Raw genomic sequence first — 15,136 nt, 5'->3', positions numbered from 1 at the left:
TCCGTGGAATCCTCATCGGCCTGGGCGTAAACCACGATCGACAGAAGCAAAACAAACAAAACACTGACAAAAAGTTTCATATCGCTCGCTAATTACTTTCAAACTGGTAAGCTCCCGAGCCAAGTTTCACCACGACGTAGCCGTCCTCGTGGCCAACAACTTCAAGACCCGATACGTCAGCTAGTTGCTTCCCGCTTTCGGTCACGGCCGACGTAGCTGACGCGGGCACATAAACAATCGCGTTGGTATTCACCGGAATGCTAACATTGAGTTTCAGCTTGTCACCCACTTTTTCCCATCCGGAAACTACAGTTCCGTAGTAGGTTTTCAATTCTGCTTTGGCATGGCTGAGTTGATCGCCAATATGCGGTTTGATTTGAATTCCCTTGTATCCCGGATTCTCCGCTTCGGTATCAATTCCAGCTACTACCCGGTACATCCAATCGCCAATGGCACCGTAGGCGTAATGGTTAAACGAGTTCATTCCGGGCGTTTGGAAGGTTCCGTCGGGCTTGATGCCGTCCCAGCGTTCCCAAATGGTGGTGGCACCCATGGTCACCGGATACAACCACGAAGGGTAGTTTTTCTGCATCAACAGTTCGTAAGCCACATCGTTGTACCCAAAGCGCGACAACACATGACACAGGTAAGGCGTGCCCAGGAAACCTGTCGTCAGGTGCGTATTGTAGGTCCGGATATTGTCGACCAGTCGTTTGGCCGCCTGCTCACGCAAGTCTTCAGGAAGCAAGTCAAAGTTCAGTGCCAAAACATAGGCCGTCTGTGTTCCCGAAACCAGCTTGCCGTTTGGCGTCATATATTCCTGCACAAAAGAATGCTTAATGTTCTTCAACAACTGCTCATATTTCGTCACATCATCCTGCTTGTTTAGCACCTGGGCAGCATGGATGAGCAACTGCGTCGAGTGAGCATAAAAGGCTTGCGCAATCAAGCTTTTATCGGTTACAGCCGACATGCCTGAGTTGTCGTCAAAAGGCCGGTAGAATAGCCAGTCGCCAAAGGAAAAGTCAGGCTTCCACAAGTCATCAGAACTGACGGAACTGATGTAATTCACCCACCCCTTCATGCTTTCGTACTGCTGCGCCAGCAAATCCTTATCACCGTAGGCCAAATACATGGTCCATGGGCCTACCGTAGCTACATCGGCCCACCCCGGGCTGACCTGCCCGTTTCTCAACACATCGGGCACCACAAAGGGAACGCCCCCATTATCGTATTGGTCGGCAGCTACGTCCTTGAGCCACTTATCGAAAAAGCTATGCACCCGAAAATTGAAGGTTGCTGTACGGGCAAAAGCCTGTGCGTCGCCAGTCCATCCCAGGCGCTCATCGCGCTGCGGACAATCGGTTGGCACATCCAGAAAGTTGCCACGCTGTCCCCACTGGATGTTGTGCTGCAATTGGTTCACCAGCTCATCGGAACAAACAAAAGAGCCTGTTTGCTCCATATCGGAATAGAGCGCGGTGGCGGTAAAATTTTCCGGTTTCAGCTCGCCCGGGTAGCCTTCCACTTTGATGAAGCGAAACCCTTGCCAGGTAAAATGCGGCTCGAACTCCTCCACGCTTTCGCCTTTCAGAATAAAGGTATTTTTTTGTTTGGCCGACCGCAAGCTTTCCAGGTAAACGTTTCCATCTTTGTCCAAGACTTCGGTGTGTGTAATGGAAACTTGATCGCCCGCATTTCCAGAGACTTTCATTTGCACCCAGCCCACCAGGTTCTGTCCAAAGTCGATGACCTGGTCACCTTCGGGCGTGGTCAGAATCTCAACTGGATGAAACACTTCCTTCTTGCGAATGGGCTCATTTTCGGTGGTGATCAAAATATCTTTGGAATAATCCTTCACTTCAACCCCACTCCAGGCGCTGTCGTCGTATCCAGGCGTTGACCAACCGGCTTTTTCCAGGCGGGCATCGTAGGTTTCGCCATGATAAAGCTCAGCATACACAATGGGGCCAGTCGATGATTTCCAAGAATCGTCGGACACAATCCGCTCCTTGCTGCCATCCTCATAAGTGAGCTCCAACTGAAAAAGCAAGGCCAGCTCGCTGCCATAAACATTGACCTGTCCGCTAAAACCGATGTTTCCACGATACCAACCGCTCCCCAGGGTCACACCCACGGCATTGGTTCCTTGTTTCACCAGCTCAGTCACATCGTAGGTTTGGTACTGCAATCTTTCGTTGTAGCTCGTCCAGAATGGGGCCAGACAAGCATCGCCCACCTTTTGACCGTTAATCTCGGCTTCATAAACCCCTTTTGCAGTAATGAAGGCTACCGCTTGCTTCACTTTTTTGGCACTGCTGAAATCTTTTCGAAATAAAGGTGAAGGGCGTCCTTCCTCTTCCTCAAAGCCCACCTGAATCCATTGGGCCTTCCAGTTGTCAACATCCTTGATTCCTGTGAGCCAATGTGAAGGCTCGCTCCATTTTGAGCGTTTTCCCTGGTTGTCCCAAGCCCGAACCTGCCAGTAGTAAGTCGTTCCGGGCAACAGCTCGTCTCCTGAATAGGGTACATAAACCGATTGTTCAGAATTGATTTTCCCTGAATTCCAGCTCAGGTTATTTCCTTTTTCAAGCGATTTCAGGTCGGTCGCCACCCGAATTTCATAAGCAGTTTGCATGACATTCCGCTTGGAAGAAAGCAGTTGCCAACTCAGGCGTGGCGCCTGCTTATCGATACCCGCAGGCTCCATCCGGTTTTCAACGAGCAGATTGGTTACCTGAACTTGTGCAAAGGCCATTAATCCAATGAATTGAATAGCCAAAACTAAAAGAATTCCTTTTTTACTCATGGTTAATAATTAGGTTATTGTCGTTTATAATCTGATTCTGATCTATCGATTTTTAAAATCGTTCAACAAGATACAAAAGAAAGCGCTTTTTCTGTTCAAACGCATCCGGTACTATCCTGTGCCTGTCCTGTATCCTTCATAAAAAAACAGGCTCCCGTTTTTGCGAAAGCCTGTTTTCCTGCCATCATTTATTCAACATTAAAATGAGGCTCTCCGTTGCTCGTTTCAATACCCGTTATTGAACTGTGCTAAACCGGTAAATTGAGCTGGTTTCGTACACTTCGCCCGGGTTCAGAATAATTGACGGGAAGGCTTCCTGGTTCGGTGAATCCGGGAAATGCTGGGTTTCCAAAGCGAAAGATTCCCTGAAGTCAAACGTCTTTCCATACTTTCCGGTGTCCGATCCATCCATGAAGTTGCCGCCATAAAACTGAAGGGCGGGTTCTTCGGTCAGCACTTCCATTTTACGTCCGCTTTCCGGCTCCACCACGGTGGCTGCCAAAGTCATTTCGCCAACTGCAGTTTTATTCAAGGCAAAATTATGATCGTAGCCCAAGCCATTTTGCAACTGTACGTTCTCGGCTTGCATAGGCAGGTCCTGTCCAATGGACTTTGCGGTTCTAAAATCGAAAGGCGTTCCTGCAACCGACTCATTCTCTCCCAGCGGAATCAGCGTCGAATCAACCGGTGTGTAATAATCGGCATTGATGGTGAGCAAATGATTGTTGATGGTTCCGTTTGCTTCGCCTGCCAGGTTGAAAAATGCGTGATTGGTCAAATTCACTGGCGTGGCTTTGTCGGTTGTGGCTTTGTAATCCATCTTCACCTCGTTGTTGGGCGTTAAGGTGTAGGTCACTTCCACAGTCAGATTTCCAGGATAGCCCATCTCGCCGTCCTTCGAAAGATAAGTCAGCACGATGCTGTTTTCAGTCACCGATTCCACATCCCAAACCACATTGTGAAAGCCTTCGGGCCCACCATGCAAATGATTGGGATCGTTATTAATTGGCAGGGTGTAGGTTTCGTCATTCAAAGTAAATTCACCTTTGGCAATCCGGTTGCCCACGCGTCCGATTAAGGCACCATGAAAAACTTCGGTCGCATTCAGATAGCCATCAATGCTGCTGAAACCCAGAACCACATCAGCCAATTCACCATCATTTCCCGGCACGCATAGACTGACGATGCGGCCGCCATAGTTGGTAATGGCTGCGGAAATCTCGCCATTTTGCAGGAAGTACAAATTGGTCTCCTTGCCGTTGATCGTCGTCTGAAAGTCTTCAGCATTGAGGTTACCGCAAGTTTTTTCTGTTTCCGCAGGTTTGGGACTGCATGCCACCTGGATGACGGCAGCCGCCAAAAGAATAAAAATTAGTTTTGTCCGATTCATTTTTTTGCTTTTATCAATATTTGAATGATTTATTTCTTGCCTGTTGTCGGGCCATGTACGATTAACCTGCCATCTTCGGTCACTTCCATCGGATCGATAAAGACCACCCGGTTTTCGCCCGTTTCGGAAGTTCGCCCATGATAAACACAAAGCTTGGTTTTTCCATCAGGGGCGAGCGTAATCATGTTGTGGCCGGTGCCGGTGACAATCCCGCCCTGCTCCACATTCTTCTCCAAAACCGGGTTGTTGTCGGCTTTTTGAAATGGCCCCATGGGCGAGTTCGATGTGGCATAACCCACCGCATAGTTTTTCCCGCCAAAAAAGTTGGCCGAATACATCATGTAGTAAGTATCTTTTTCCTTGAAGATGTAAGAGCCTTCGGTCCAGCGGCGGTTAACTTCGCCTGAGGTAACAGAGCGACTCTCCCACTCGGCCTGCTGATCGTCCATGCTTAATGGCGGACGCAGCAGCAGTTCGGGCTCACCCACAATGCCAGAAAAATCGGGCTTCATTTCAACACCGTACACCCAGCTTTCTTCGATCTCATCAAACATTCCCTGCTCACGGGCCCAGTCAGCCACTTCGCTTTCCACCGGATTTTTGTAGCAACAGCGCGAATAGTACAAATACACTTTGCCGTCTTCAAACCAGAGGTTGCCGTCAATGACCGGATAGCCCGGATCAAAGATTGGGCGGTCGTACAAATCGGTGTAGGGGCCGGTTGGCGTATCGGAAACAGCCACACCAATGCGGAAATTCTCCAGCTCATTGGTCGGATTGATCCGCCAGTCGGCACTGAACAGCAGGTAGAACTTTCCATCCAGCTCATACAGTTCGGGAGCCCAAAAGTTGGCGATCCCCCACGAGTCGTCCGTATTGCCCTGGTAGATTCGTCCTTCATCTTTCCATTCAGTCAGGTCGGTTGAAGAATACATTTTGAAACCGTCATTGACACCTCCGGTTCCAATCATGTAATACATACCATCGGAGGCTTTCAGAATGTACGGATCGCCAAACTCAACTGGTAGAGGATTTTGCACTTGTAATTTTTCCGCCTTTTTTTCCTGGCACGCTCCGAGCAGAAAACCGACGATTGTGAAAAGTAGAATAGTAGTTTTTAAATTCATTTCAATGGTTATTTATTTAGTTGCATCCCAAATCCAGGAGCTGAAGATGGAATTAATTTTCCGTTTTCCAATCGATAGTTCCCCAAATCCACATCATCCGAAATGCAGGTGACCCCCTCAATGGTCACCGTATTTCCATAGGCTCCGGTTAAATGAGCCACAGCGTTGGTTTTAATTTGCGAACCCCAGGCATGCGGCGAAGCAAACACCTTCAGGCGTTTGAGTTCGGGCATGAGTTTGCGCCAGCCGGTATAACCAATATCCTGAATGTCGGTCAGGTGCACATCCATCAGCCTGGCCTCCATCAGCTGCATCAGAAAATCCTGATCGGGAGATGCTTCGCCGTCGGCCAGGAGGGTTTCAATTCCCATTTCTTTCAATAAAGCCCGCAGTTTGGTATAATCTTCAATGGTTTCGCGAAAAGGTTCTTCAATCCAAAAAAGCTTCACCCCTTCGATTCCTTTCAGATACTGTTCAAAATCTTCGAGTGGATAACCATCGTTGCCATCCACCAAGATATCGCAATCAGGGAAAGCTTCGGCGACGAGTTTTGTGACTTCGATATCGCGTTTGATTCCGGCTGCTTTGGGCATCCACTTGTTACCCCGGCCAATTTTCAATTTAAACTGCCGATAGCCCAAATCGTAATCAAACTGGCACTCTTTCAGAATAATATCCACGCCCATCGGCTGATTGTAAAACGGCGTCAAATCATCAAAATAGATCATGCCACTGTAGCAAACCGTTGTTTCCGGCTGTTTTGCGCCCATCAGCTCGTAAACCGGCTTATTCAGAATTTTTCCGGCCAGATCGTGCAAGGCAATGTCGGCATAAGCGCCTTTCGGCTCTATCAATCCAAGTTCAGGCGCAAACACTTCAGACACTTTTTTGCCGACCAAGTGGGCCGAGGCTTCCTCAGCCGATCGTCCCCAAAGGGTAACTCCCCAGCCTTTGGCTCCCTGGTTGGTAACGACTTCACAGATGGTTTCGTCGTAGCCCCAACCATGGTTTCCACGAATGGCATTTTTACTGACAAAGCGTGGATATTGAATCCTGACTCTTTTGGTTAACACTTGATCGATGGTATGTTCACTTAGCTCTCTGGCCTGCGCCGAATGGGCACCAGAAAAGCCAAGCAGGGGATTTGCGGCCAGATAAGCGGCGGCTGCACCTCCTGAAACTGTTTGGATAAAGTTGCGTCGTTTCATGTATTGGTTTCGTTTATAGGTTTCAACAATGTTTTACTGGGCTTCTGCGGCTTCAATTTCCGCTTCTCCCGATGGACGATCAATTTCCTTTCCAGCCGGAACAGGGGTTCCAAAGTTGGGGGTTCCATCGGCATTCCAGGTGAAGGGCTGCATCCGTACATTGCGGTCCCATCCCGGCTCGGTTGTTTTTTTGGAGTGATAAACAATCCAGTCCTCGGTGCCATCGGGCGACTTGACAAAGGAGACATGCCCCACCCCATGCACCTGAGCCGTTCCTTCGAACACCGGGCCTTTCTTGGTCCAGTTGGCCGGATCGAGCAAATCACCATCCGGATCATTCAACTGCAACATACCCTGGCGGTATTCCTTCAACCACGACTCGCGGCAGGAATACACCACAAATACCTGATCTCCGTTCTTCAGAATTTGTGCGCCCTCGTTCAGGTTGAGCGGGCCACCGGTTTCCCAGCTTTCTTCGGGCGACGACAACAATACGCGCGTCCCCTTCAAGGTATACGGATTTTCCATTTCCTGAATGTACAAATGTTGTGGCGTAGCATCCGTGTCGCGTTGCTCCTTCCAGCCCGACCAAATGGCAAACAGTTTTCCGTTGTGCTCCAGTATTGTCATGTCGATAGCCCAAACATTGCTTTCTGGATCATCGGGATTATCGCCCGTGTAAAGCATGCCCATGTCTTCGTAATCGCTGAATGCGTCGGATGTTTTTGAACGAAGAACGCCGGTTCGCTGATTAATAAACGGAGACCCCGGCGTGCTGCCCGCCGCATAGTAAACATACCAGTGCCCATCTACAAAGTGGATTTCGGGCGCCCACACACTGTGGCTGTTCCAGCTGTTGGCCGGTGCTTGCCAAATCCGTTTCAGCTCTCCTTTGCGGGTCAGGTATTTGGAGCGTGAAAGCATGATTGAATTGTTGGCCGAATAACAATAGACATAGTCATCGCCCTGTTGGGTCATCCACGGATCCGCTCCATCCCACACCGGATTGGCAAAGGTGGTTTTCACTTTATCTTCGGAAACCACTTCGGTCTTACCGCAATTGGCAAAGGCCGATACGGTGATGATCATGGTAAGTGCAAAAATTCTCGCTTTCATTTTAAATCCTATTTTAAGCCAATTTATAAATACAATTTCTTCATTTTGCTTTCTATCCAGCTTGACGGGCTGTGCCCTATCGGCTGCTGTGCTTTCGTCGGTGCGCTACCTCCCGCCATAAATCTTTGCTACGCTTCGAACTCAGGCTGCTCTCTCTCCATTCTTCATTTCGAAAGGTCATCTTTTCGTTTCAAGCGCTCGTGCACTCTTATCAAGGTCTCATGCAGAAGCTTCAATCTGTCATGCAATGTTATTACTCTGCCATGCACCGTCTTCAATCGCCCCTGCATTGTTATCAATCTGTCATGTATTGTCATCCACCTTCCATGCACCCTCTTCAATCTTTCATGCACCCTCATCAATCTGTCATGCACCCTTATCAATCAGCCATGCATTGTCATCAATCTGTCATGCATTGATTTCGAACTGCCATGCATTGATTTCGAACTGCCATGCATTGATTTCAATGTTTCTTGTGCACTTTTCCAAGTCCCGTTTGCCCTTTTCAATGTTCGATGTACGATTAAAAGCTTTGGTTGTTGATTCATCTGGAGAACAGGCGAAGCCATCAACGGGACGAGTGGCGGAACGACAAGATACTCCATCATTTTGATTTTGAAAAATTATCTATTCCATCTCCGGCAAATAAAAATGAAACGGTTGATTTCGGTCTTTGACTTCCAGTTTCCCGTTGTTGACAAGCAACTCAGCGACCTGGATGGAAGAACGCTTTTCCGAATAAGGATATTTTCCGTCGGCATCCAGAGTAGCAGCACCATGTGTTTTTCGCCCGGGATGCGTAAAATAGAAAATATAAGCCTGATCGCCAACCACCACCACATCGCCATGCGCTCCGCTGGGCGTATCCTCGGGGCGGCTTGAAGCCCCAGCCAAGATCGGCTCGGCTTGTTTGGTCCAGTGTTCCAAATCAGCCGAACGGTAAACGCCCATGCCTGCCCATTGATCCGTCACCATCCAATACCAACCATTGAATTCAAAAACCTTGGGCCCTTCGTGCGCCTGATCAGCAATCACCGGTTCATCGCGCCAGGTCCAGTTAAACAGGTCATCACTTTCGGCCAGCCACGACTGGCTGTTCTCCTTATACCACATTTTCCATGTTCCGGTTTTATCCTGAAAAAGCGTACCGTCAATCACATTCTCTGACGACAAGGAAAGCAAGCCTTCAAAGTTCCAATCCCAGGCGTTTGTGCTTGTATAGTGAGCCATTCGCGCCTGTCCGCCCCAGTGGTTGCGTACGCCTTGAATGTAGGCCAGAAACATGTGGTATGTTCCATCGGCATAAACCACATCGGGGGCCCAAAAGGTATTTTTCCCGCGTTCAAACTCCAGATCAAGCGTTCCGCGGTACACCCAGTTTTTTCCATGATTATCCGATGAAGCGATGGCGATGCTGTTTCCGTAGCAATAGGCCACATCGGCTGTATTTTCGTTGGCCCGACGTTGGGTGTAGAGCATCCACCACTGTTTTTCGTGCCGGTTCCAGAACACCACCGGATCGGCAGCACCATCATAAACCGGGTCGCGAAACAGGGGTGCCGGTGCCTGCTGCATGTTTTGTGCCCAGCCTTCGGCAAAAGCCAGGCAGAGCACAAAACAACTGCAAGTCAATATCCGCAGCAAATGCTTCATTTTTTTATTCGTTTAAGAATGGGAAAGCCGCAATCCGCAAGCGGGCCGCTCCCATCGGAACCAAGGTAATGTCTTCAACAGGTTCGCTGGTCTGCACCGGATATCTGGGCTGAACATCAACCAATCCATATTGATCGATCGTCCATGAAGGAATCTGGCGTCCTTTTGCCTGGATTTCAATCGGCGTGTTTTCCAGTGAGAATGGATAATCATCGGCAGGCCAGTCGTTGCGAACAATCTTTAAAGAGGCCTCCAGGTTTTCCTGATCCAATATCAGGCCGTAGTTCCACGGACTTTTCGGATCGATGGTATAGGCCGGCCATTTTTCCGGATCGGCATCTTTTTGCCATTTTGAATCGCCAATGGCAGATTCGATGCTGCTGATTTTTTGGTAATCTTCATCAATTTTCAGCGAAAAGGTCAGCGGGCCATAGTCCACCGAAACACTGTTTTGGTTTACTGCCCAGGTCCGTGAAGACAAGCTCATCGGCAAGTTCAAAGTCAGTTGGTCGCCATCGGCCCATTCGCGGTCTATTTTGACGTACGCACCTGCTTGAGCGCTTACCTGGACTGGCTGTCCGTTCAGCTTCAGCGAAGCATTTTCGCACCAGCCCGGAATACGTAAGTATAAGGGGAAAGCGACATTTTGCTCCATATTCAAACTGAACCGGATGTCTTCTTCGTAGGGATAATTGGTTTCCTGATTCAAGGTAACTTCCGTTCCATCTCCCACTTTCGCGGTGGTTACGCTGGAGTTGTACAAGATGGCGGCCAAGCCGTTGTCGTTGCTGGCCATCACCAGGTTTTGCAGGTAGTAAGGCAAAGCATGTCCGTGGTTATGCTGGCAGCATCGGCTGCTAAACGGATTCATGGTGAGAAATGGTCCGCGGTTATCAATGCCTGGGTGGTGGTTTTCGGCATCGGCCGTTACGCCGTTGGGGCAAGTAATGTACCGAAGTGATTTCATATCGCTTGTGAATGCTGCGGTAAAGCTATTGAACAGCACATCTTCGCAGTTATCGGCCCAAAGTGGGTCGCCGGTAATGCGCATCATGATTCCATCGGACGTCATTTGTTCGGCAAAGCCACAGGTTTCGGTTCCCTGGCGGGGATCAATATAACCCAGACGTGAATTTTCGTCGGAACCAAACATGCCGCCGGGCACTTGTCCAAAGGTGCGGCGAATCAGATCGTGAACATTGTACGAGGCATGGTAGTGAGCCGAATCGCCCGACTGCATAAACCAGGTTGCCGGTTCGCGAAAACATTGGGCAATGTTCACATTGTGCCAATTGGGCAAGCTCGATTTCTGTGTCCAGTCGGCTGTATTGCGGTGAATTTTTTCCGCCAGTTCAAGCAAAAAGGCATCTCGGGTATGGTTGTACAACCAATAAACGCTGTACAGGTTATCGCCTCCCCGGCTGTTTTCCCAGTAGCTGGATAAAAATTCTTCATCAGGAACGGTCAATTCAAACTGAAAATACTTGGTCATAAAGTCGATCACCCGCTCATCGCCACTATATTCGTAGTAGTTTTGCAGCGTAAATAGCACAATCATATTCGACCAGTAATCAAGATTACCATTTCCTGAGCGCACTTCGGGCCCAAACCAACCATTTTCCTGCTGGCTGTTCAAGATGGCCTCAATCCACACCATGGCTTCTTGCTTCATGTCCTCATCATCAAAAATGAAGGCCATATCGGCATATCCGCGCAGCCAATAGGGAACTTCTTCCCAGCCGTGATCGCCTCCTTCCGAAAGCCAGGCATTGTTTTCCTTGTCGAGCCAGGCACTGATCTCGCCCAGGTGACCGCACAAACCATTCTTCTGCAGTTCCAACAACTTAAGGATCCATCCTTTGGGTTGAATACTGCCCAAAGGCAATTTAATAAAATGGGCAGGCTGCAAGGGAGCCTGATTGCTTAAATAAAAATCATTTTGCTGATGGAGTTCCGGATGAGCAACGACTGTGGCCTGCGAATCATCAGCCGGTTGCTGGCAGGACGAGAAGCTTACCAGTACTGAAAAACAAAGAGCTAGAGAATAAAAGATTCGTTTCATGTTTATACGATTTATTTTATTGGTTCGATTTCTTTTCCAGATGTTCTATTCTCAGTACAACAACAGCCGTTTAACTACTCATCGAAACTTCGGTTTCCGTCCTTATTCGATTAATTTGGGCCCATTCGCTGTCCATAAAACTTCACGCTTCGAAATTTTCCATGTTTTTCCAAAGTCATCATTGCCTTGAAAAAACAGATAGGTGCGTCCATCTTCGTCTTCGAAAATGTGGGGATGTCCGGATTCGCAGGAGTTCCATTCCCCGGGATCGCCATTGGGCAGGAAAGGTTTATTGCTCAGCCGCTCCCAAAGGATGCCATCGGCACTTTTAGCCACACCAACCTGCTGGGGAGCATTGTTATAAGCTCCGGCATAAAACATAAACAAGCTGTCGCCACGCTGAATAATGGAAGCCCCCTCCACGCACCGCCCCTCCCAAGGGTATTTGGGGGCCAGAATGGGTTCATCAGTCAATTGGGTCCAGTCTTCCCGATTAAAGTTGGTATTAAGCGGCGCCGCGGCTACGCCCTGCATTTGAATATTCATACTGGAATCGCGGGTAGCGAAGTAAAGCAAATAACGATCCTTGAAGCGAATAACTTCAGCGTCAATGGCCCGTCCACAGTTCCAATCTCCGGTAGGCCGAAAAATCGGATTGGTAGGGTTTCTTTCAAAATTAATTCCGTCACTGGAAACAGCATGACAAATCGCATCGGTCCGCCAGTTGCCATAGGTTTGATAGAACAGGTGTACCTGTCCGTCAATGACCAATGCCCCGGGAGCACACAAACCTTTTTTTTCATAATCGCCCTCCGGCAAAATTTCTCCCACTTTTTCCCAATCAACCAGGTCAGAGCTTTTAGCAATTCCAATGGCCCAGCCATTAATCGGGTCTGGATTTCCATCAAACGGGGGAATGGAGAAATACATCAGGTAATGGCCGTTGAGCCTCACTACGTGCGGGTCTTTGGAAAAAGGAACTCCCCGGCGCGAGGTATCGCCAAACAGCATTTCCCCGGAGCTTTGAGCGCTCCCCTTCAGACAGAAAAAGGCGGATAATACCACCAGTAAACCAATCGTTTTTACCATGATTCAGTTTTTTGCAAGTAAAAAGGGCCATCCGTGAATCATTATTCAATTCCGGATGGCCCCCAATTTCAACAAAAATGATTATAAATCAATTTTCTGCACCGAAGAGAATACCATATCTTCGATGCCTGCAATCTTCAAGCCTACCCTGGCATACACATAGTTTTGGGTGGGTGTCAGCGACGGTACGGTTGCCGTCATGCTGATTGCGCTTGGGTTGGCAATGTCTCCACCACCGATTTCAGCACTGGCTACCGGTCCTCGAAAATCCACGAATTGTGTCTTCCCAATATACAGGTTCACACGTTCGATATCGCGGGCACCCGCATCGGTGATGATTTTCTCAGCTTGGAAAGTGGCGGTTACATCGCGTCCGCTTGCCGAAAACTGGGCATTGCGAATCATGTAATACGGCTCCACTTCAATATCGAGATTCATATCGCCATTCAGGTTCACCAAAACGGTATCTGAACCGGTTGTGGAGTTTACATTATTCCGCCAAGGCCCTTGAGCCGAAGGAATAATCAGTTTATAGGTACCATTGAATAACAGCGCGGAATAGGAACCATCCTGATCAACGGTCACATCGATGGGGATATCCAACTGCCATCCTGGCTCCCATAATTCGAAAATCACATCGTTATAACTGACATTGATCGCTTCGCCGTTGTAAACAATATTTCCCTGAAGCATGGATCCCGGGGCATCGTAGTTATCCCACTCGCAAGAAGTAAGAAAACCGACTACTACTCCCAATAATATGATTAATTTTATCTTCGTCATTTTGCTACGTTTTTATTGGTTCGGATTCTTAACAATTTGTGGATTGTTATTTCTGATATCATCATTGATAAATGAATAGTAATTACCCAGACGGAAACGATCAGCTCCGGTTACCTGGCCGGGTACGACCTGCTTGAATACGTATTTTTCGTTGTTCGGACTTCCCGGCTCATAGTATTTGTAGGGCCACAAGCCAAACACACGGGTACTCACTTCGTCGGCTTTCCAAGGCTGGTCAGTCAGTGGTTCTTGTTCACCATTCCATACCACATGGGCCAAACGCCAGCGTTTCATGTCCCACAACTGGTGTCCTTCAAAGGCCAGCTCCACTTTGCGCTCGTGGGCAATGCGATCAAACGATAGATCAGCAGCAGTCAGGTCAATGGTAAAACCAGCTCGCCGACGCAACACATTGAGGTATTCAGCAGCAGCATCTTCGTCGCCCAGTTCAAAGGCGGCTTCGGCTGCATTCAAATATACTTCACCTAAACGGTAGCGCACCCACCAGCGGTCACTTTTCAAACCGCGTTGTCCGGATCCTGTTGCCGTATCCATAAATTTCCGGACATAGAAACCAGACTGGGCACTAAACTCACGTCCATCGATGGGGCCATCAAAACCAACAACCTGGCGAGGAGTATCTGTCCCAGGAAGTTCTTTCCGCTGACCAAATTCATCTCCGGTCACGATGGTTCCATCGGCTAAAATATAGCCCGCCCAAATATCCAGGTCTTTTCCTTTGAATTTTGATCCCGGCAGCATGACTGTTCCTGCCAAACGGGCATCGCGTCCCGCAAACATATCGATTGGACTGTCAAAATAGACGTAATCGCCACCACTCATCGTCTCAAAAGTCTGGAAAGTATTGTCCAGCATTTCAAACGACTGAACCAGGTTCAGCGAAGGATTGGTGCGCCCACCTTCCAGGTCTTCGGCTCCCGACCAAGGTTGGTTCCACAAGGTCCACAGGTTGGCACGTCCGTCCCAGCGTTCACTTTGAACAAAGTCACGGACAAAAATCACCTCCGGATTATTTGCTTTGTCGATAAACAAGCTGGAGAAGTTTTCGGATAAATCTTCCTTCTTTTCGTACAAGGAGTACGGCCCGTTGTTAATCAACTCTTCGGCTGCATCCAAGGCAATGGTATAGTAGCCGTCGGCCATGCTGGCCGGAATACCAACCTCACCGCCAGGCAATGAAACGCTCGGCGTATTGACGCCATACTTGGCAATGGACGCCGCATAAAGTGCCACGCGTGATTTCATAGCCAGCACCACGCCTTGTGTTGCACGACTTTTCACCTCGGTATCATTAGGCAAGTCATTCTTAATTTCATCCAACTCGCTCAGGATAAAATCATAAACTTCCGATTCTTTCGCACGTGGGTATTCCAGGTAAGATGCATCACCGCTAAAGTCATAGGATAAAGGCTCCAAAATCAGCGGCACGCCACCCATGCGTTTCACCAATTCAAAGTAATTGACAGCACGCAGGAATCGGCCTTCAGCCACAAACCGGGCTTTCACCGCGGGATCCAACTCATCTGTCAGCTCCGAGCTGGCTTTTTGAATGTAAAGATTCAATTCGCGGATGTAATCGTAATTCCAAAGGCTCCAGTCGCCATAACCCCACTCATTATTTTTATGCCGCCAGTAATCGCCAAAGTTGGAAGCAAAGGCTTCATCAAAATCGGCATAACTGGCCCAGTTATCGACGGTTTGGTATTCCGGAATCCGAAAATATAAATCTGATATCACCGACAAAATCAAACTTTCATCATTCCAAACCTGGTGGTCCAGCAGGATATTGGTTGGCTCCCTGTCCAGAAAATCATCGTCATTGCAGCTCCAGCTAAAGGCCAGCAAAAAGATTAGTATATAACTAAATTTTTTCATATT

At 48.6% G+C, this 15,136-nt stretch carries 10 protein-coding genes; all 10 read right to left on the bottom strand.

All coding sequences use genetic code 11. From position 1 onward, the window contains the following. Positions 1-88: 88 nt before the first annotated feature. A complete protein-coding gene (locus NC99_RS07810) occupies positions 89-2,809 on the bottom strand; it encodes an alpha-L-rhamnosidase (RefSeq protein WP_053181864.1) in 2,721 nt (906 codons plus the stop codon). A 235-nt stretch (positions 2,810-3,044) separates the two neighbouring features. Continuing rightward, positions 3,045-4,199, bottom strand: a complete 1,155-nt coding sequence (locus NC99_RS07805; RefSeq protein WP_053181861.1) for an aldose epimerase family protein — start codon at positions 4,197-4,199, stop codon at positions 3,045-3,047. A gap of 29 nt (positions 4,200-4,228) precedes the next feature. After that, on the bottom strand, positions 4,229-5,326 hold the full coding sequence (locus NC99_RS07800) for a glycoside hydrolase family 43 protein (protein WP_053181858.1): 1,098 nt from the start codon (positions 5,324-5,326) through the stop codon (positions 4,229-4,231). An 8-nt stretch (positions 5,327-5,334) separates the two neighbouring features. Beyond that, a complete protein-coding gene (locus NC99_RS07795; protein ID WP_053181854.1) occupies positions 5,335-6,534 on the bottom strand; it encodes an enolase C-terminal domain-like protein in 1,200 nt (399 codons plus the stop codon). Positions 6,535-6,567: 33 nt separating this feature from the next. Then, positions 6,568-7,650: a glycoside hydrolase family 43 protein gene (locus tag NC99_RS07790; protein WP_204374938.1), complete on the bottom strand. Its 1,083-nt coding sequence runs from the start codon at positions 7,648-7,650 to the stop codon at positions 6,568-6,570. Positions 7,651-8,277: 627 nt separating this feature from the next. Next, positions 8,278-9,303, bottom strand: coding sequence for a family 43 glycosylhydrolase (locus NC99_RS07780; protein ID WP_082326367.1), 1,026 nt, complete (start codon positions 9,301-9,303; stop codon positions 8,278-8,280). Positions 9,304-9,307: 4 nt separating this feature from the next. Beyond that, positions 9,308-11,365, bottom strand: a complete 2,058-nt coding sequence (locus NC99_RS07775; protein WP_053181849.1) for a beta-L-arabinofuranosidase domain-containing protein — start codon at positions 11,363-11,365, stop codon at positions 9,308-9,310. A 102-nt stretch (positions 11,366-11,467) separates the two neighbouring features. Next, the gene (locus tag NC99_RS07770; protein WP_053181846.1) at positions 11,468-12,454 is read right to left on the bottom strand and encodes a family 43 glycosylhydrolase; all 987 of its coding nucleotides are present in this window, start codon (positions 12,452-12,454) and stop codon (positions 11,468-11,470) included. Positions 12,455-12,535: 81 nt separating this feature from the next. Continuing rightward, a complete protein-coding gene (locus tag NC99_RS07765; protein ID WP_053181842.1) occupies positions 12,536-13,237 on the bottom strand; it encodes a DUF3823 domain-containing protein in 702 nt (233 codons plus the stop codon). A 12-nt stretch (positions 13,238-13,249) separates the two neighbouring features. Then, positions 13,250-15,133, bottom strand: coding sequence for a RagB/SusD family nutrient uptake outer membrane protein (locus tag NC99_RS07760; protein ID WP_053181838.1), 1,884 nt, complete (start codon positions 15,131-15,133; stop codon positions 13,250-13,252). Positions 15,134-15,136 lie beyond the last annotated feature (3 nt).

Source organism: Sunxiuqinia dokdonensis, from assembly GCF_001270965.1.
Taxonomy (GTDB): domain Bacteria; phylum Bacteroidota; class Bacteroidia; order Bacteroidales; family Prolixibacteraceae; genus Sunxiuqinia; species Sunxiuqinia dokdonensis.
This window is presented reverse-complemented; position numbering and strand designations above follow the sequence as displayed.